This is a genomic window from Thalassomonas actiniarum, assembly GCF_000948975.2.
Classification (GTDB): domain Bacteria; phylum Pseudomonadota; class Gammaproteobacteria; order Enterobacterales; family Alteromonadaceae; genus Thalassomonas; species Thalassomonas actiniarum.
In genome coordinates, this window is the sequence record NZ_CP059735.1 from 5,983,593 (window position 1) to 6,003,174 (window position 19,582).

Annotated in this window: 15 protein-coding genes and 1 tRNA gene; 6 read left to right on the plus strand and 10 right to left on the minus strand. The window is 46.4% G+C overall.

From position 1 onward, the window contains the following. Positions 1 to 177: 177 nt before the first annotated feature. Positions 178 to 1,674, minus strand: a complete 1,497-nt coding sequence (locus SG35_RS25905) for an MBL fold metallo-hydrolase (RefSeq protein ID WP_152646632.1) — start codon at positions 1,672 to 1,674, stop codon at positions 178 to 180. Positions 1,675 to 2,062: 388 nt separating this feature from the next. Between SG35_RS25905 and SG35_RS25910 the strand changes: the two genes are divergently transcribed. Then, positions 2,063 to 4,147, plus strand: a complete 2,085-nt coding sequence (locus tag SG35_RS25910; RefSeq protein WP_044833059.1) for a winged helix-turn-helix domain-containing protein — start codon at positions 2,063 to 2,065, stop codon at positions 4,145 to 4,147. A gap of 60 nt (positions 4,148 to 4,207) precedes the next feature. Here the strand turns inward: SG35_RS25910 and SG35_RS25915 are convergent, their stop codons facing one another. The 5 genes from SG35_RS25915 to SG35_RS25935 form a co-directional block, all read right to left on the minus strand. Further along, positions 4,208 to 4,699, minus strand: coding sequence for a hypothetical protein (locus SG35_RS25915; RefSeq protein WP_152646634.1), 492 nt, complete (start codon positions 4,697 to 4,699; stop codon positions 4,208 to 4,210). 82 nt (positions 4,700 to 4,781) lie between these two features. Further along, entirely contained in the window at positions 4,782 to 5,141 is a 360-nt protein-coding gene (locus SG35_RS25920) for a hypothetical protein (protein ID WP_044833061.1), read from the minus strand. 33 nt (positions 5,142 to 5,174) lie between these two features. Then, entirely contained in the window at positions 5,175 to 5,501 is a 327-nt protein-coding gene (locus SG35_RS25925) for a hypothetical protein (protein ID WP_236702596.1), read from the minus strand. Positions 5,502 to 5,594: 93 nt separating this feature from the next. Further along, positions 5,595 to 5,951 (minus strand): hypothetical protein, encoded by a 357-nt coding sequence (locus SG35_RS25930; protein ID WP_201777796.1) that lies wholly within the window; start codon positions 5,949 to 5,951, stop codon positions 5,595 to 5,597. Positions 5,952 to 6,002: 51 nt separating this feature from the next. After that, on the minus strand, positions 6,003 to 7,004 hold the full coding sequence (locus SG35_RS25935; protein WP_044833063.1) for a hypothetical protein: 1,002 nt from the start codon (positions 7,002 to 7,004) through the stop codon (positions 6,003 to 6,005). Between the two features lie 173 nt (positions 7,005 to 7,177). Between SG35_RS25935 and SG35_RS25940 the strand changes: the two genes are divergently transcribed. Next, positions 7,178 to 8,032, plus strand: coding sequence for a hypothetical protein (locus SG35_RS25940; protein ID WP_053043055.1), 855 nt, complete (start codon positions 7,178 to 7,180; stop codon positions 8,030 to 8,032). A gap of 95 nt (positions 8,033 to 8,127) precedes the next feature. Here the strand turns inward: SG35_RS25940 and SG35_RS25945 are convergent. Next, positions 8,128 to 8,212: transfer RNA gene (locus SG35_RS25945), tRNA-Leu, on the minus strand. 229 nt (positions 8,213 to 8,441) lie between these two features. Between SG35_RS25945 and SG35_RS25950 the strand changes: the two genes are divergently transcribed. Further along, positions 8,442 to 8,966, plus strand: a complete 525-nt coding sequence (locus tag SG35_RS25950) for an RDD family protein (protein WP_044833064.1) — start codon at positions 8,442 to 8,444, stop codon at positions 8,964 to 8,966. 133 nt (positions 8,967 to 9,099) lie between these two features. On the opposite strand, the gene lptG is transcribed toward SG35_RS25950, so the two are convergent. Together lptG and lptF are read right to left on the minus strand one after the other, a co-directional pair. Next, entirely contained in the window at positions 9,100 to 10,170 is a 1,071-nt protein-coding gene (lptG, locus tag SG35_RS25955) for an LPS export ABC transporter permease LptG (protein WP_044833065.1), read from the minus strand. Further along, complete coding sequence (gene lptF, locus SG35_RS25960; protein WP_274055295.1) at positions 10,167 to 11,309, minus strand: LPS export ABC transporter permease LptF; 1,143 nt, start codon at positions 11,307 to 11,309, stop codon at positions 10,167 to 10,169. The genes lptG and lptF overlap by 4 nt, the downstream gene beginning before the upstream one ends. Before the next feature lie 537 nt (positions 11,310 to 11,846). Between lptF and pepA the strand changes: the two genes are divergently transcribed. From pepA to SG35_RS25975, 3 genes are all read left to right on the plus strand, one after another. Then, positions 11,847 to 13,355, plus strand: a complete 1,509-nt coding sequence (gene pepA / locus SG35_RS25965) for a leucyl aminopeptidase (RefSeq protein WP_044836174.1) — start codon at positions 11,847 to 11,849, stop codon at positions 13,353 to 13,355. Positions 13,356 to 13,438: 83 nt separating this feature from the next. Beyond that, complete coding sequence (locus SG35_RS25970) at positions 13,439 to 13,906, plus strand: DNA polymerase III subunit chi (protein WP_044836175.1); 468 nt, start codon at positions 13,439 to 13,441, stop codon at positions 13,904 to 13,906. 11 nt (positions 13,907 to 13,917) lie between these two features. After that, the gene (locus tag SG35_RS25975) at positions 13,918 to 16,797 is read left to right on the plus strand and encodes a valine--tRNA ligase (RefSeq protein WP_044836176.1); all 2,880 of its coding nucleotides are present in this window, start codon (positions 13,918 to 13,920) and stop codon (positions 16,795 to 16,797) included. A gap of 84 nt (positions 16,798 to 16,881) precedes the next feature. Here the strand turns inward: SG35_RS25975 and SG35_RS25980 are convergent, their stop codons facing one another. After that, positions 16,882 to 18,900: a HAMP domain-containing methyl-accepting chemotaxis protein gene (locus tag SG35_RS25980; protein ID WP_044836177.1), complete on the minus strand. Its 2,019-nt coding sequence runs from the start codon at positions 18,898 to 18,900 to the stop codon at positions 16,882 to 16,884. Positions 18,901 to 19,582: the final 682 nt, after the last annotated feature.

The window sequence follows — 19,582 nt, forward strand, 5'->3', positions numbered from 1 at the left end:
TTATTAAGCCTTTAGCATAGCTGTTGCGATAACTCGCATTGTGAAGTTCCCCTGAGGAGCTTAACCATTATTGCCGATAAAATAAGCGGGGAATCAGCAGAAAGGATGCAACAGAAGAGGTAAAAGCTGACAATAAAAGATAAAGCAGCCGAATTTCTTCGGCTGCCCGGCATTTGTTTAACGCGCCAATATGATTTGGCAGCTCAACCAGTTTTTTGGGCACTCAGGTTTTACTATTGTCTGCAGCGAGGTGTTAAAGTCCTGGCCGGTCAGAATTCTCGGGCTATGGGCCGCTGCATATTGACTCACCTTAGCCCCCTGCGCCGCCAACAACTCACTGAGCCGTTTAAGTTCATCATAGCCGCCCGGGGCGCCGGTTTGTTGCCGCGAAAAATAAAGATCTGCACTGAACAGCAACTTGGCAGCCGGAATATAGGTCAACAGATTATGGGTCGCGTGGCTGTTGGGAAAGTCAAAGACCTTCACCAGGCCAGGCGCCAACCGGGTAAAGTCCTGATACGGCACAAAACGCTCATCCGCCAAAGGGACGGGAACCGCCTCACGAATGGAGGCAATATGGGCAGCAGCGGTAACAAAATTCGCCCCTAGCCGGGCAGCCTCTTCCATTCCTTTGAGGTGGTCATTATGGTGATGACTGACAATTTGATACTTAACCGGTTTATCTGTTTCGGAAAAGTCTTTAACCGCCTGATAGCGTTCGGTTAAGCCCTTATAGCCACCGGCAACGATAAAGTACTCTCCTGCATCGATAAAAACCGAAAAGCCCCACGACTTACCGGCAAGGTAGACATTTTCCGCCAGCTTTTTCACCACCATATCCGGGTAGGACAGGCTTTTGGCTTGTTCACTGTAACCTTCAGGCAAGGCAAAGGCTTTCTCCAGCGCGGGGTTAAACTCCACCTTTCGCGAACGGGTAACATAACTCGGCTCACCGGCATCGGTCATATAGGTATCCGATGCATACACCAGCCCCTGTTGCTGCCTGTGGTTTGAAAAGTGATAGATGATCGACTGTCCCGGCTGCCAGCCGGGCCGTGTCATATGCATGACATAGCCGGTTTGTTCATCAATATAAAGGGTAAAAACCTTATCCTCTCCGGCCTTGAACGACACCGCCTGACCGCTCAGCACAGGAGCATCAAACCAGGCGGCACTATCCCGGTTCTCGGCTAACAATTTCACCACCAGGGTATCGAGCACCAGGCCAAAGTCTCGGTCAAGGCCGGAAAAAGTACTGCCTTCGCTGACCGCTAGTGACTTTGATGCATGACCAATTTGATAGCCCCGGCGGCCGTCATAAAGCCAATGGCGCGTAGAAAAATGCTCTTTATCTCCCCTTACCCATTGGAAGTTCTTTTGACGACTTTTGAAATCTACCGAAAGTTCAAACACGCCGGGTGCAAGATCAACCTCCTGCGGACTGACACTTTGTCCGTAGTCGAATTCCTGATAGCTTTCAATCAGCTTTAATGTGTCGAGGGCAAGTAGTTTCTCATTGCCATAAGCCTTGATGGTTTTATCTATAAGCTGCTCAACCGGCTGTTGCGCACTGGCGCCAAAACAAGTCAAAGCCAGCACCGCAATATAAAATAACCGGCTAAACCTGCCCCCTGCTCCCTTTATCCAAAGGCTTATATTTTTTTTACTGTTCATGGTTTCCTCAACCTCATTATTAGTCGTTATGGTCCAAATGAATCCTTCATTTTTTAACAAGTGCTGCAATTACTGTCTGGCAGATAAACATCTGGCATTGTCTGCTTAGGCTTAGTTCGTCAATACACCCGGATGCCGCCATCATTGCCCCCTTGTTATTCAACCAAGGGCAAAGCTGTCCACTCCCGCCCATGTTTTCCCTCAAAACATTTAGAAGAATAAAACGATACTTAACAAGTAGATAAAGCTGATTTATTGCTGATGTATAGCTGATGTCAGTGAAATATTGACGGCTTTATCGCCAACAGGCAGGAAATCAAATAAGTGCTCGACAGCTTTGGGTACCCGGACTAAAATGTCGCCACTTCCCCTGTTAATATCTCATGGAATGAAAGCTAAGCTATTTCGCGTAGGCCAATATAAAATTGACCTCTCCCGCTCACAGATCATCTGTTCAACAGAAACACTTTCAGCCGAACCTAAAGTGCTGCAGGTATTGAGACTGCTTGCTGAAAATCAGGGGGAAGTGGTCACCCACAGTGAAATCATGGCTGAGATATGGCAGGGGGTAGAGGTTGCACCAAACGCGCTGCAACGGGCCATCGCACACCTTCGTAAGGCTTTGGGTGACGATGCCAAACAACAAAAAGTTATCGCCACCCACCCAAGGATAGGCTATCAACTGGTGGCCGAGGTAGATTGGCACCCGGATAAAACCGATGACACTGACAAAGCACCTCAGAAGCGCCAGGCAAAAAAGCCAAGCAAAGTCTTATATTTATTGCCCCTGCTGCTGGTGCTAGTGCTGATCACATACCTGATGCAATACAAGCAAGAGAGTGTCCGCTATACCAAAATCACCCAACTGACCCAAAGCGATCAGGATGAGGCAAATCCGACGTACTCTCTCGATGGCAATTACATTGTCTTTAGCCGCCGTACCAATGCCTGTGAAAACCACCTCTGGGCAAAAGAAGCAACCAGCGGCAAAGAATTGCGCTTAACCACAATGCCGGGCCAATATGGCCGACACAGTTTCACCCCCGACGGCAGGGAGCTGGTATTTGCCTCAAGTAACAACTGCCAGGCAATACAACCCCAGCAGCCAGTTCAGGACTGCTGGCATATTGCTACCCTGGACTTTGCCGCGGCCCTGTCTGCACCGCAAGCTCCTTTACTGCGCCATCAATGCCGCGGCGAAAAGCTGGAAACGCCAAAAGCATTAAGCAATAACCAATATGCCTTTTTACAGTTTGAACACGGCCGCTACCAGTTAATGCACTTTGACGAACGTAATGGCCAGGTGAGCCCCCTTTACCAGTCTGAGCGGGATTTTATTTATTACTTTGATTACGATGCCAAACATCAGCGCTTTGCCCTGATCAGCCGTAATGAAAAGCAGCAGAATGTGCTTGAGATTGTCTCACTGCAAGGTGAATCTCTGATGCGCAATATCATCAAACAGCCGCAGCACATGAGTCACTATCAGTTCTTTGAAGCCAACTTTGCCCCCCAGGGTAACTACCTGGTCACCTCAAGCCATTCAGGCCCGCAAAAGCTCTCGCTCGATGGCGAACTGGAAGCTATCGTCGTGCCCGAGAACCGGATTTCCAGTGTTGATATTCACCCGAATGCCAACAAGATACTGGCCATTCGCGGCCAGTTCGACCACGATATCGCCCAAGTTTTACTGGACGAGCCTCAGTCGGAGCAAGTGACGGGCGGCTTTAACCGGCAATATCAGCCTTACCCCAGTTTCGCCCGCACGACATCATCGGAGCGCTTGGCACAATATCAGCCCCATGGCGACATCATTGCCTTTATCAGTGATCAAACCGGCTCAGATCAAATCTGGCTATGGCAAAACGGACAAGCAAGCCAGCTCACCTTTACCGCCAATAATCGCAACATAGGCCATTACGTCTGGTCACCCGGGGGCAAACAGCTGGCATATATCCAAAACGATCAACTGACCTTAATCTCAACTAAAGGAGAGACGCAAACCCTACCAACCGAACTCCCCCTGTTGAACGTGCTGGACTGGTATCATGATGAACAGCTGTTGGTTATTGCCAATACCGATACCATACGCCGCCTGTTTCAATATGATCTTGCCTCAGGAAAGTTAACCTCGCTGGATGCCAGCCAGGTCAAAAAAGCCTGGATCAGTGGTGATCAATTGATTTACGGCGATAAACAAGCACGGGTGTGGTTACGCCATCTTAAGGATTTGAATCAGCCAAAAGAGTTACTCGAACAACTTCACGGGAAAAGCCTTTTGGTCAGACAGGGCGTCGTCTACAGCGTTAACCCGGAAAATCACAATTTAATCGCATTCGACTTATCCAGCAGGCAGGCCTCAATATTAGGCCATTTAAAAGATAGGGCTTGGTGGCTAAGTGATATCAGAGGTCGGCAGCTACTGGTCGAGCAGAGCATAGCCGTAAGAAAAGATATCGTTGAATTAGAGTAAAACGGAACAGAAATAAGGAGGGCTTTCCACACCCTCTTTGTCGAAATAGGCTTTAGTTTTTTACTTGTATTCATAAATACAAAAATCAGAATTAACTCTTTTAAATTTTTTCGAGACATCCCAACCAGAAACTGAAATGCTCCCATTTTCACCTTCAATCTTAACTTCTGAAATTCTAGGCTTTTTACCTGAAACCTTCGAAAACTTTTCAACATCAGACTCACAAAAGTCATTTATATAAACTTGAGCAGAAAAACCTTCAGGAAGGGCAAAGTAAATTTCACAGGTATCTAAATCATATTCTAAATTTGGAATATCTTCCCAGACGCGTCCATCACTGAATTTTTGAAAGTTACGATTGGTCATTTTAGGTAAACGATTACCATCTATGATATGGCATGAATTGTCTATACGGCTCTCTAAATTGACTTCAATACGATAGCTAATGAAAATTGATGATTGAGAGTTATTTGAAATAATTGAATAGCGAATAGACGGGCAGCCAGTTAAAAGCACAAGCAATAAAATGATTAATGTAATTTTTAGATTCATATTCAATTTCATCTGCGATTACACTTATCCTAACTTGACTCCAGGCTAATGACGGGAATGAGCTTGATAATAGCGAGCCCCATTAACTAGAAATCATAAAAAAGTGAATAATACCAGGAGAAGCAAACATCAATACTCCACTCAACAAGCAGAGACATAAACTAAAAATAAAAAGTCTCTGTACATATATCGGCACCAGCTTCCGCTTATCTGCCATGCCATAGCGTTTTGCATGAAACTTGCTGAAAAATATCGTCCCATAATGCAATACCCCATGCCCGGCCAAGAATATGTTAAGTGAAAACCAGCGACGGCCATCCTCAAGAATATCTTCAACATATCGTAACCACTTAGATTTTAGGTAGAACACGAAAATGATCCAACAGGCTCCTAAAATGAATCCCAATGTCGTCGATATATCCACAAGGGCTTCAATGCTCATTGATACCTCCCTGTTAGCTAATATCCCCTTAATTTATTTCACTTCTTCAAAGAAAATAGAAGCACCAAACATCAATAAACCGCTAATAATAAAAAGGCAGAAACCAGCAATAAATAAGCGTTGAACTTTTTTGGGTACTTGCTCTCTTTTTTCCAACATGCCGTAACGCTTTGCATGGAGTTTACTCAAAAAGATGGTTGCATATTGCAAAACCCCTAACCCTGCGAAAAAAATATTCAAAGAATAAAATCTTTGCCCATCAAGAATATCTTCAACAAGAGGTAGCCAGTGAGACTTCAAATAAAAAGTAAAACAGATGAAAATAAAAATCCCTGAAAAGCCCACACCTAATAAGCTCAAAAACCATATTTCATTAGTCGTTAGAGGCATATCAATTAATAGAATTAACTTTGTAGATTAATTCCCCTCTCCCTTCACTTAAACACCAACTATTTAGCCATCCTGCAAAATAGACAAAACCCCTAAAGAACCAAAGCACAAAACAAAACTAGTCATAAAAAGACAAAAAATCACAATAAATAATCGCTGGACATCTTTAGGTACTTTTTCTCGTTTTTCTAGCAAGCCATAACGTCTGGCATGGAATTTACTTAAAAATATAGTGGCGTAGTGCAATACTCCCTGACCTGCCAAAAAGAAATTGAGAGAATAACAACGACGACCATCTTCAAGCCTGTCCTCAATAAAACGTAACCACTTGTTTTTAAGGTAAAGCACACAAGCCATCCATAAAAAAATCAATAAAATACCAAGACTTACACCTATATCTAAGAAGTTTTCAATATTCACGATAATAATCCAAATTAGTTTCGAAGGTTAGCCCTGTACAATTCTTCACCTTTACTCTCCCCCCCAATCACCAACCCATTTCCCTCCGTAATAACCGCCACTAGCACCCGCGACTAAAGCACACCAAAACATGCTACTCCCCCCACTTGGTAGACTAAAAAGAAGTGTGCACACTCCATAAGAACTCGCAAACCCTACCCCACCGCCACCCGCTATACTCCCTATAGCTTTAGCATTTTCAGTATATTTGGATTTTTGACATAGGTTTTCATCACCCGTAGCACATGCTTTACGGATATTAATACCTGCATCGACACCAGTTAGTACCATTCCAAGATAACCGACACGCTTTAGATTACGAGACATCTTAGCTATAGCGTCATAGTTTCGTGCAAAGTTTGGTATGGTTTCGGCAGCCCCGCCTAATTTCTTCCATTGCCGAATAGTACTTTTAGAACTTAAGCCCAGGTTACTGCGAATATCCCCGGGAAGTATCCTGCCACTGATTTCAGGTTGCCCCAACCGGCTCAAAGCAGCATCTAAACGGGTGAAGTGCATTCTACGCCGTTGAAAGAATATCTGATTATTCAGATTTCCCTGCCGGTTATAGCTGGTAACATAAGTTTCTTCGATATCTTTCAGGATAAGTTCCACCTGCTTCACGTGAGCAGTCCATGAACTATTGGCCACACCAAGCAACAACCCGGAATAAGAGCCAATACTAGATAGCAAATCATAACGTTTAGCCAAAATTTCACGCTCTGAATTTGAAAGCTGTAGCAGAGTTAGATCAACCTGTTCTGCCACTTTTAAAAACTCAGCTTCTTCAATAGTGCATTGAGTGCTATTGGCTGGCGACAACAGCACTATCTGTCCGGGGTGTACCTCATCATTTTTAATATGTGAATTGACCAATTTAAAATGGTCATAGACTATTTGTTCAGGGAAGTCGTAAAGGATCATAATCAGTTGATCCACCGGCATGGCTTTCTCAACGATATGGATGGCGTATTCTTCAGGGATAGGCAAAGAGGCCAGGTTTGCTGTAGTCATTTTTCATTCCTTTGAAATATGGGTACGGCTAGTGATGAAATACCAATGAAAAGAGTATAAATGATCTATTCATTATTGAACGAGTAATTTATCCCTGTATTTTTATGAATAATGCGTTTAACTGTAACCTACTCCTAATTAATTTTTTTACTGTAAATTAAAGGGCTTATATTTTGAGAGACCTTATAAAATCATATTGGCCGCTATTAGCCCTAATAATTACGGCATGTACGCCACAAGAAACAGCCGAAGATATTCAAAAGCGGTTAACAGAAGAACATAATTTGATCATTAGAGCAGGAGAGCCAGCTAATTTCTATGTGCCTCCATACACTAAATCAGATGCTCAACTGCCTGAAGGAAAAATGCTGCCAGCATCTTCAACCGTAGTGCATGAGTCCTTGAAAGGGATTGAAGATGCCTTAAAATCTTACCCTGAAGGCTTTGTTGCGTCTTTGATACAGGCGATATTCATTTCCGGAGAATTATGGTTCGACGGTAAACGTGCCGGAGGAACTTATCTTCATTCCTGGCTTATTGTGGCTTCAACAACAAAGTTAGGAAAAGAGTCAAATTACCAGGCTGCTTTATATGGTGTTCATCACGAGCTAAGTTCATTCGTTTTTAATAAACAGCCAATGACAGGCATTGCCTGGAAAAAATTAATGCCCACCAATTGGCAAAAGGCAAATGGATATGCCCAGGCACTCAATGTAAATAGGACGCTTGCTCCCGATTATAGTAATGGCTTTTTATCAAAATATGCCGAAACATCCGTGGAAAATGACTTTAATACCTATGCTGAATTTGTTTTTGGAAAACCGGATGAACTGGTTAAACTTGCAGAAAACTATCCTTTAATCGCGAAAAAATTGCGTTTATTTATCGGGGCATACAAGACACTATCACCGGAAATGGCATCAATATTTGATCAATCATCACTCGAAGCTGTTGCAGCCGAACCTGAATCATTAAAAATGTCCATAAAGGCGACTATTCCTAAGCCAATTATCATCAATGGTGAATAAGTAACAGTTAAAGCATTTAAACAATAAACACTGTATTTCAGGCACAAAAAAACCAGCATTAAGCTGGTTTATTGTTTTCTTACTTAAGTAAGAAATGGTACCGGAGGACGGACTTGAACCGTCACGCCCGAAGGCAACGGATTTTGAATCCGTCGTGTCTACCAATTCCACCACTCCGGCGACACAGTGACATCAAATATGTTTAAAGCAAAAACATATTGAAGTGGCAGGCATTATACGAAAAAAACCAGGTATGGCAACACTTTTATCAGGATTTTCATCCGTCTGCTGCTTCTTTAGGCAAAACCCGGCCTTAGGTCTCATTTTGAGACCTCTGCGCACTCAATCTGGCTCTTCACCTGAAGCAGGGCATTTGCTAGACTAGCGCAAATTTTTTCGGGCACAGCTTATGACAGACACGACTCAAGACTCAATACAAAACGCGACACTAGAAACCTTCCCCCGCGCCGGTTTTATGCGCCGCTTCGGCGGTTGGGTTTATGATGTGTTACTGTCAATTGCCGTGTATATGACCGCCGGGGCGATAAGCTTTTTAATCTTTGGCTTGCTGGTCAATTACGGTATTTTGTCGATGCGGGGTCATGATCACCTGATTGACTTACAGCAAAGTTCTATTATCTACAGCGTATTGATTTATGGTTGGAACCTTGGTTGGGTGGCGTTTTTCTTTGTCTGGTTCTGGTCAAAGAGCGGCCAGACATTAGGCATGAAAGCCTGGCGTTTAAGGGTACAAAACCGGGATGGCAGCTTAATCAGTAAAAGAACCGCCATCAAGCGCTTGCTGCCGACCTTGTTAGGCTTAGGGAATATCTGGGTATTACTCGACGGAAAAAACAAATTAAGCCTGCAAGATAAGTTAACAGATACCGAAGTCGTCACCTTGTCTAAAGAAGCCAACAGAGGGCGCCTGTAATCTTGCCTGGATGAACTGCGCTGAATTGACCATTTCCACAGTTTTAAGCTTTAAGAATAAAAAACCTCAAGTGTTATAACAACACTTGAGGTTTTTTAATGGCTTCTTATTAGTTTTCAGCCGCTACATCAGCTTAAGCGGCCCGTTTATTCATGAAAAACAGGGCAACCGTGATAAAGATCACACTCGGCATCATAGCCCCGAGTATCGGCGGGAACTGATATACCAGGCTCAAAGAACCAAGCACTTCATTACAGACAAAGAACAAGATCCCGGTACCAACCCCCATCATGATCCGCGCGCCCATAGACACAGAACGTAGCGGGCCGAAAATAAACGACAATGCCACAAGTAACATTACCGCGACGGTTACCGGCTGCATCGCCTTACGCCAGAATGCCAGCAGATAACGGCTCTGATCCTGCTCATTGGCTTTAAGATAATCCAGGTAATTGAGCAGGCCACGCACCGACAAAGACTCGGGTTTTACCGTCACCACACCAAGCTTTTCCGGGGTCAGGCTCGATTGCCAGCTCTGGGTTTCCGCTTTTTTCTGGGTAATTTGTTCGTCTTTGATACTGGTATCGACCACATTATTTAACTGCCAGGCTTTATCGACATACACGGCGCTTTCTGCCGACAGCCAGCTATCAAGTTTCAGCTGTTCGTTAAAGCGGTATACCTGCACCTTGTTAAGCCGTCCCTGATCTTCAACCTCGGTAATATGAACAAAATAGTCGCCGTCTTTGGCCCAGATGCCGTTTTTAGCCGAGATCAAACTGCCCCCGGATATCGCCTGGGCGCGAATTTCCCTGGCGGCGGCTTCACCGCTGGGTGCCAGCCATTCGCCAACCGCCATGCTCACCACCACTAAGATCATCGCGGTTTTCATGACCGATTTGATTATATCCAGCCGGGAGAGCCCCGCCGCCTGCATCACCACCAATTCACTGTTGCTGGCGAGCATACCGATACCGATCAGGCCGCCGATCAGCGCCGCCATCGGGAAGAAGATTTCCACATCACGGGGAATAGCATACAGCACATACAAAGCGGCATGGGCAAGGTCGTAATTGCCTTTGCCCACGCTTTTCATCTGCTCAACAAACTTGATGATACCGCTGACACTGACAAATACCGCCAGGGTAATAAAAGTGGTAGAGGTAATAATCCGGCCGATATACCAGTCAAGAATACGCATTATGCCGCTCCTTTTGTGGTATTGCTGCGGCCAACCCAGGGGAGTTTCGCCTTAATCTTCATGCCGCTGGTGCGGCTTTTAATCAGCAATAGCCAACCCAACAAAAACGCCAGCACATGTATCGGCCACAAGCCCAGGGTATGGGGCACAGATCCCCGCTCTATGCTGGAGCGAAGCGCAATCAGCAATAAGAAATAACCGAGGAACAACAACAGCGCCGGCATCATTTTACCGAATTTTCCCTGCCGGGGGTTTACCACACTTAGCGGCACGGCAATCAGGGTTAAGATTAAACAGGCAAACGGAAAGGCAATACGCCACTGGATCTGGGCACTGTATTCCGGCAAGTCCTGGCTCATTAAGGTTTTCAGGGGCAAGGCGTTTAATTTGCGCCTTTTGTGCTCTATTTCCTGCTCTTTGATCTGAATGTAATACTTGGAAAACTCCACCGCACGGAATTGCCCCTGCTCAGCGTCGTTTTGATAACGTATGCCGTCTTCCAATACCAGGCGCTGCGAGCCGGTATCTTCTTCAATCACCTGGCCCTTGGCGGCATATACCAGGCTTGAATTGATAATGCTTTCACGGTTTTCGCCGTTATCCGGCAACTGGGCAACAAAGACTTTTTCCAGATTATTGCTGTCCCTGTCTTTATCATGGATAAACACCACCGCCTTGCCGTTACCGGTTTTTTGAAAACGCCCGGAAACCAGGGCACTTAATCCCGAGTCTGCCGCCAGCTCTTCTTTTACCTGATATTCATATTCCGCCGCCATAGGGGCCAGATACAGGGTAAACAAACCGGTCACCAGGGCGGTGATCAAACTCAGCACCAGGGTCACCCGCACGATATACCATTCACTGACACCGCAGGAATGTAACACCGTCATTTCGTTATCGGCATATATACGTCCGTATGCCAGCAATATGCCTAAAAATAAACTCAGCGGCAGCAGCATACCCGCAAGGTCGGGTACTCTTAAGGCGATAAAAGTCATCACCAACTGACCGGGAATGCCCCCTTCAGATGCATCTCCGAGCACCCGGACAAATTTCTGGCTGATAAAAATGGTCATCAGCACGAAAAAAACAGCAAGTTGAGTTTTGGCAACTTCCTTTAATAAATAACGAAAAATAATCAAATTGACCTCTAAACCCTCATTTGCCTGTTTGGCTCTTGCAACACTGCCGCGCTTTTACAGCCAAGTTAAATGTTCAAATAATCCGCCCCTGCTCTATCGGAAAAAGCCCGGGGAAAGTCTCAACAACGACTTAAAATTGGAAAATAACGATTATTTGAAATTGGCCTTTTTGCCACCGCTTTTTGTGGCTGAAATAATATGCCGTTATTTTGACTTAGATCCCACCCGTTTTCAACGATATGACTGCTTTTGTCTTTCATTGGCAGGCAATAAATCGTTAAAGAATATGACATAGACAGAGAATAACTTAGTTTTTTTCTGGCATAGCGTCGATTTTTCGGTAAACTGGTCGTTTTTATAAGTAATTAAAAGTTAACCTGCTTAGGTAAAACTGGCGGATCCGGTTATAATTATAGCCCTTAGCACGGCCGGTTTAATAGTAAACTTAGCTGTTAGTTACCTGTTTATTTATCAATATTAATAAGTTTAAGCCAATAATTTATCTGGAAAACAGATGTTATTGCCAAAGGAGCCCCCATGGAGTTCAGTGTAAAAAGCGGCAGCCCGGAAAAACAGCGCAGTGCCTGTATTGTTGTTGGCGTATTTGAACCACGTCGTCTTTCGGCTATAGCTGAACAACTTGATGAGATCAGCGAAGGATATATCAGCAATTTATTACGCCGTGGTGATCTCGAAGGAAAGTCAGGCCAGATGTTGTTGTTACATCACGTGCCGAATATCTTAAGCGAGCGGGTGTTATTAGTCGGTTGCGGTAAAGAGCGCGAGCTGGATGAACGCCAGTACCGCCAGATCATCAGCAAAACCATCAACACTTTAAATGAAACCGGCTCCATGGAAGCAGTCTGCTTCTTATCCGAACTGCATGTAAAAGGCCGCGATACCTACTGGAAAGTACGCCAGGCGGTAGAGGCGACACAAGATTGCCTGTACAGCTTCAACAGCTTAAAAACCCGCAAAGAAGAGCCGCGTCGCCCGTTGCGTAAAATCGTCTTTAACGTGCCGACCCGCCGCGAATTGCCTATCGGTGAGCGCGCCATTAACCACGGCCTGGCGGTAGCAGCCGGTATCAATACCTGTAAAGACGTCGCCAATATGCCACCAAACATCTGTAACCCGGCCTATTTAGCCGACCAGGCGAAAAACCTGGAGAGCGAATACGACAAAGTCACTACCACAGTAGTTGATGAAGAAGAAATGGCGGAGTTGGGTATGGGTTCATACCTGGCCGTGGGCCGCGGCTCTGAAAACGAATCTTTGATGAGCATCATCAAATATGACGGCGCCGGTGACGACTCCAACCCGATTGTTTTAGTCGGTAAAGGCCTGACCTTTGACAGCGGCGGGATTTCCCTCAAGCCGGGCGAAGGCATGGACGAAATGAAATACGACATGGGCGGCGCCGCCGGTGTCTTAGGCGCCATGCACGCCCTGGCCGAGCTTGACCTGCCGATTAATGTTATCGGCGTACTGGCCGGCTGTGAAAACATGCCGGGCGGCAATGCCTACCGTCCGGGTGACGTACTCACCACCATGTCGGGACAAACGGTAGAAGTCCTCAATACCGATGCCGAAGGCCGTTTGGTATTATGTGACGCCTTAACCTACGTTGAGCGTTTCGACCCGGAAGCGGTTATTGATGTTGCCACCTTAACCGGCGCCTGTGTGATTGCCTTAGGTAAACACGCCACCGGCTTACTTAGTACTCATAACCCGCTGGCCCATGAACTGCTCAACGCCTCGGATCAAAGTGGCGACCGCGCCTGGCGCCTGCCGTTATGGGATGAGTACCAGGAGCAGCTGGAAAGCCCGTTTGCCGACTTCACCAACTTAGGTGGCCGTCCGGCCGGTACTATCACCGCCGCATGTTTCCTGGCGCGCTTTACCAAGAAATACCACTGGGCGCACCTGGACGTTGCCGGTACCGCATGGCGCAGTGGCGGTAAAGACAAAGGTTCCACCGGTCGTCCGGTCAGCATGTTAACTCAGTTCTTGCTGAATCGTTCAGGTCAGGAACAAAGTGAATAAAGGGCTTTTAATCGGTCGTCCGGTCAGCATGCTAACCCAGTTCTTGCTGAACCGCTCCGGCCAGGAACAAAGCGAATAAGTTTATGCTGCAAACCCAGGTAACATTTTTATTATTAAACGAAGACTCGGATAATACCGATACTTTGTTTCATGCCTGCATCCAGGCAGCGAAATGTTACCGCCGTAACCAGCGGGTGTTTATTTACACCAGCGACCGGGAGCAAGCCCTGGCAATAGATGAGCTGCTCTGGGGTTTTGATCCCGACAGCTTTGTCCCTCACAACCTTATTGGTGAGGGGCCAAAGAACGGCGCCGCGGTAGAGATAAGTTGGCAAGCGCCTACTAACCGCCGAGCCGTTTTAATTAATTTAACCAGCACAGTGCCAAACTTTGCTAATCAGTTTTCACATATCATAGATTTTGTCCCGGCGGACGAAGAGCAAAAGCAGCAGGCGCGTGACCGTTTCCGCACCTGTCGCCAATGGGGATTCCAGGTTGATACCCAACCTGCCCCGGCCGCCAGTGAGGCAAAACATGTTATTAAAAATTAAGTACTAGTCTGATGGAAAAAACGTTTAACCCCTCCGATATCGAACAATCTCTTTACCAGAGCTGGGAAGAGAAAGGTTATTTTAGCCCTACCGGCGAAGGCGACAGCTATAGCATTGCCATACCACCGCCAAATGTCACCGGTAGCCTGCATATGGGTCATGCTTTCCAGCAAACCATTATGGATACCCTGATCCGCTACCAGCGTATGCAAGGTAAAAACACCTTGTGGCAAACGGGTTGTGACCATGCCGGTATCGCTACCCAGATGGTGGTTGAACGTAAAATTGCTGCCGAAGAAGATAAAACCCGTCACGACTACGGCCGTGAAGCCTTTATCGATAAGGTTTGGGAATGGAAGGCCGAGTCCGGCGGCACCATTGGCAAACAGATGCGCCGTTTAGGCAACTCCATCGACTGGACCCGTGAACGTTTCACCATGGACGAAGGCATGTCGGAAGCGGTACAGGAAGTCTTTGTTCGTTTGTTTGAAGACGACTTAATCTATCGCGGTAAGCGTCTGGTTAACTGGGATCCTAAATTCCATACCGCCATTTCCGACTTGGAAGTGGAAAACAAAGATAAAAAAGGCCATATGTGGCACTTGCGTTATCCTTTGGCCGACGGCGCCAAAACCGCCGAAGGTAAAGACTATTTAGTGGTTGCTACCACACGTCCGGAAACCATGTTAGGTGATACCGGGGTTGCGGTAAACCCGAATGACGAACGTTATAAAGACCTGATCGGCAAACATGTATTATTGCCGCTGGTCAACCGTTTAATTCCTATCGTCGGTGATGACCATGCCGATATGGAAAAAGGCACCGGCTGTGTGAAAATCACCCCGGCTCACGACTTTAACGATAACGAAGTCGGTAAGCGTCATAACTTACCTTTAATTAATATCTTAGATATTAATGCCGCCATCTTGCCACAAGCAGAAGTTTACGACACTAAAGGTGAACCAAGCGACGCCTACGACACCGCCTTGCCAGAAGCCTTTGCCGGCTTAGATCGTTTTGTTGCCCGTAAGGCAATCGTTGATCAATTCGAAAACTTAGGGTTATTGGTAGAAGTTAAAGATCACGACTTAGTAGCCCCTTACGGTGACCGCTCAGGCGTGATCATCGAGCCGCTATTAACCGACCAGTGGTATGTGCGCGTTGAAAAACTGGCAGGTCCCGCCGTTGATGCGGTTAAAGACGGCCAAATCGAATTCGTGCCTAAGCAATACGAAAACCTCTATTACTCCTGGATGCGCGATATCCAGGACTGGTGTATTTCCCGCCAGCTGTGGTGGGGACACAGAATACCCGCCTGGTATGATAACCAGGGCAAGGTCTATGTTGGCCGCACCGAAGCAGAAGTACGCGAGAAACACAATATAGAACCCCTGGTACCACTGAGACAAGACGACGACGTACTTGATACCTGGTTCTCTTCCGCCCTGTGGACTTTCTCCACCTTAGGCTGGCCGGAGCAAACCGACGATTTGAAAACCTTCCATCCTACCGATGTGCTGGTAACGGGTTTCGATATCATCTTCTTCTGGGTTGCCCGCATGATCATGATGACCATGCATTTCAACAAAGATGAAAACGGCAAACCTCAGGTACCCTTTAAAAAGATTTATATGACAGGTTTGATCCGTGATGACGACGGTCAGAAGATGTCAAAATCTAAAGGTAATGTGCTTGATCCGTTGGATATGATCGACGGAATCTCGCTGGAAGGCCTGTTGGAAAAACGCACCGGCAACATGATGCAGCCGAAACTGGCGGCAAAAATTGCCAAGGCGACCAAGAAACAATTCCCTGACGGCATTGAAGCCCACGGCACCGATGCTTTGCGTTTCACCCTGACCTCACTGGCCTCTACCGGTCGTGATATCAACTGGGATATGAAACGCCTGGACGGTTACCGCAACTTCTGCAACAAATTATGGAATGCCAGCCGTTACGTGCTGATGAACACCGAAGAGCAGGATTGTGGCCGCTCTTTATCAGGCAAAGACGGCGAAATGGAATTATCGCTGGCAGATCGCTGGATCACCGGCCAATTCCAGCAAACCATTAAAACCGTACATGAAGCCTTTGAGAACTTCCGTTTTGACCAGGCCTCACAGGCGTTATATGAGTTCACCTGGAACCAGTTCTGTGACTGGTACCTGGAGCTGACTAAACCTGTACTGTTCAACGGCAGCGAAGCCCAGCAACGTGGTACCCGTCATACCCTGGTGAATATCCTGGAGCAACTGCTTCGCTTGATGCACCCGATCATGCCTTATATCACGGAAACCATCTGGCAACGTGTCGTGCCGTTGACGGATTTCGCCGAGCAAGCCGGTAAAGGCACCGACAGCATCATGATCCAAAGTTTCCCGCAGTTTGATGCCGCGTTATGCGATCAAACCGCCATCGACGATTTGGAGTGGGTGAAGCAGTTTATTGTTGCCATACGTAATATCCGCGGCGAAATGGATATCTCGCCAAGCAAGCCGTTGCCGGTATTTTTGAAAAACGTCGATGCCGACGACCGACGCCGCCTTGATGAGAACAAGCCGTTCTTAAGCGCCCTGGCAAAACTTGACAGCATTGACGTATTAGCCAGCGACGATAACGGCCCGGCTTCTGCTACCGCCGTTATCGGCGCCATGACGGTGATGATCCCTATGGCGGGTAATATCGACAAAGACGCCGAACTGGCCCGCTTAAGCAAAGCCGTTGAAAAGCTTACCAAAGACGTTGAACGTGTCCGCGGTAAGCTCAGCAATGAAAACTTTGTCAGCAAAGCGCCGGAAGCGGTGATTAACAAGGAAAAGGAAAAACTCGCCGATGCCGAGTCAACCTTAGCAAAAATGCTTGAACAAAAAGAGCAGATTGCCGCCATGTAAATCAAGCTTCATCATAGAAAAAGCCGCATAATTGCGGCTTTTTTTATCTGTGTACTAAGCGTTAAGCAAAACAGCATTTTGCCTTTAAATCATCGCCAGGAGCTTCGCAGAGCGGTCGCTGGTATCCTGGGTAACTGTCTCCGACAATTCAACCACATTGCCTACCCCCGTTTGTACCTCCTGGGTAATACTGGAAACCATATCGGCATTTTGGGCAATTTCAGCAGTAGTCATGGTCTGCTGCTCGGCAGTGGCTGCTATGGCCTGTATCTTGGCCACCACTTCATCGACGCTGGTAATAATATCTCCCAGTGAGCCGGCTGCCTTATTGGACATCTCAACGCCATTTTCAATTTCACCGCCGCTTTCATTGATCAATACCACGGCATTGTCGGTTTCCTTGCGCATGGTGTCTATGGCAGTTTCTACTTCAACCGTTGCACTCGTGGTACGGCTGGCCAACTGACGCACCTCATCCGCCACCACGGCAAAGCCCCGTCCCTGCTCTCCCGCCCGGGCCGCTTCAATCGCGGCATTAAGGGCCAATAGATTGGTTTGATCGGCAATCCCCCGGATAACATTGAGAATTTCTTCTATTTCCTTACTGTGCTTGCTCACAGTGGCAATAGCGTTGGCACTGTTATCAAAAGCCACCTTAATGGCCTCCATATGGATTAAGGTCTGCCTGACAATATCCCCGCCGGATTGCGCCAACCTGGCCGCGTCCGAAGCGCTTTGTGAAGCATCATTGCAGTTACCGGATACTTCCACCGACGAAGTGGAAAGCTCTTCGATGGCTGCAGCAATTTGTGCCATCTGTCCCACCTGATCTTCAATGCTTGAGGCCATATTCCGATTGGCGCTGGAAATCTTATCGGTGCCCTTGGAAGCATCCACCATGGAGTTTGCCGTTTGCTTTACCAGTGACTTTAGGGACGCGGACATTTTATTGACCGCAACCGTTAAGTTTGCCAATTCATCCTGCCCTTTAATGGCCAAATCTTCCCCCGTCATATCACCATCGGCAATCTTATCCGCACGCCCTAAAATCACCGCTAACCTTTGCAGCAAGTCCTTGCTAAAGACCAACGCACAGATAATACCTATGACCAGAGAAACCAAAGTAAGGACAATTAAACTGGTTTTTAATGCCTGTACCAGCTCGGCAGCTTCCTCGGCATCTGTTTGCAGCAGCTGATCCTGGGAAGCTTTCATTTCATCCAACAGGGTAAGGATCTTTTGCGCTGCGGGAGCCGCTTTGGTGCCCAGCCAGTAATTGGCCTGATTCCAGTCAGGGGCGCTACGCAGGGCAAACATATTGGCAGGCAAAGGACTGAACTGCTGCCGTGTCTGCAAAAAAGTTTGCCAGTGACCACGTTGCGTATCGGTGAATAACTCCAGCTGGCTGCTGTTGATGGTATTCACCCTGGCCTCGTTCACTTGCCACCTGGCATTAAAACTATCACGGAACTTTTCGTTCCCGGATAACAGATAGGCCCGGATATCTGCCAACCCTATGGCAAAAGAACCCCGGGTATCGGCCAGGTTCTTCAACAAGTTTTTACGCGCCGTTGTCGCCTTTAACTCCGACTCTTCATCTATGATTGCCGTGATACTGGTCAGCATAATTTCAGCTTTAGGGGCCGCCTGACCCAGCAATAAATCATAGGCGGGAATATTTTCGCTGGCATGGGCAATATCTTCAATTTCCTGCTGGGCCTGTTTAAAAACCGTCAGTTCTTGTCTGATACCCTGCAAACGCTTTACATTTGCGGGCACAGTCCAGTTTTTGGCCAATTGCTGAAACTGCTTTATCGATGACTCTATTGTTTGCCAAGATTTAGCACGGGCATTACGCATTAAATCAGCTTTGGCCGGGTCCTTACCCAAAATCATATAACCGCGTAATGCCGCCAGGGAGGTATTGATACCATTAGTGACATCCTTACCCAATAAAACCGTTTTCATCCTTAAATTAACCACTTGATGCTGGATTTTTTCATTATCAAGTACCAAGGTATAGGTCACACCACCAGAGACAATCATCAAAAACAATATTACGCCAAAAGACAAACCTAACTTTTTACCTATTGTTAATTTCATATATTTCTCAACCTGTTATCTATGCCAATTAAAAACCGACAAACTTTATTATCAAATATACAACTCGGATTAATTCGATTATGAACTCGTTCCCTCTGCTTTACTTTCCTGCTCGAACTCATAAATTATAGCAAGCAAATTTTTACCCACAGAAAAAACCACAAGAAAAACACTTAAAAAACAATAAACTAGAAGAAATCAACTTCAGCCCGGCATAAGCAAAAAAACCACCACCTTACAATAAGCAACTGAAAATTATGAACAAAATTGACAATAACTATGGTTGACCAGCAAGCATGCGCAAGACGAAAAAATGAATAGATAAATGGTTAACCCTGATTCAAATCAGATAGCAGGTATAGTGACAAAACATTGGGCATACAGGAAAAAAGAGAAAACAGATCCGGCATGCACTGACTTTCATCAAAATCAAAATAAAATCCCCCATTTTTACCGGCTGTTTTATCGCTGAAGAATTAACCAAAATTTTAGATGAAACATCAGGCAAAAATTCAGAAAAATCCTGACCGCCCGGTCAACATACCCCGCGTTTTATCTGGCTTACAGAGACTTTATTGTTAAAAAACATGACACTGTAATAGCCCTGAGATAGCGGGCAAACAGAGATCAGACCAGGAAAAACCAGTTAAGTTCCATCCGCCAGCTAAGATAAATCAGCAAT

Bases quoted from the DNA above. Each gene is read 5' to 3' on its own strand.
- SG35_RS25915 (WP_152646634.1), bottom strand. From the start codon at position 4,699: ATGAATCTAAAAATTACATTAATCATTTTATTGCTTGTGCTTTTAACT.
- SG35_RS25935 (WP_044833063.1), bottom strand. From the start codon at position 7,004: ATGACTACAGCAAACCTGGCCTCTTTGCCTATCCCTGAAGAATACGCC.
- pepA (WP_044836174.1), top strand. From the start codon at position 11,847: ATGGAGTTCAGTGTAAAAAGCGGCAGCCCGGAAAAACAGCGCAGTGCC.
- SG35_RS25950 (WP_044833064.1), top strand. From the start codon at position 8,442: ATGACAGACACGACTCAAGACTCAATACAAAACGCGACACTAGAAACC.
- SG35_RS25970 (WP_044836175.1), top strand. From the start codon at position 13,439: ATGCTGCAAACCCAGGTAACATTTTTATTATTAAACGAAGACTCGGAT.
- SG35_RS25975 (WP_044836176.1), top strand. From the start codon at position 13,918: ATGGAAAAAACGTTTAACCCCTCCGATATCGAACAATCTCTTTACCAG.
- SG35_RS25910 (WP_044833059.1), top strand. From the start codon at position 2,063: ATGAAAGCTAAGCTATTTCGCGTAGGCCAATATAAAATTGACCTCTCC.
- SG35_RS25920 (WP_044833061.1), bottom strand. From the start codon at position 5,141: ATGAGCATTGAAGCCCTTGTGGATATATCGACGACATTGGGATTCATT.
- SG35_RS25905 (WP_152646632.1), bottom strand. From the start codon at position 1,674: ATGAACAGTAAAAAAAATATAAGCCTTTGGATAAAGGGAGCAGGGGGC.
- SG35_RS25980 (WP_044836177.1), bottom strand. From the start codon at position 18,900: ATGAAATTAACAATAGGTAAAAAGTTAGGTTTGTCTTTTGGCGTAATA.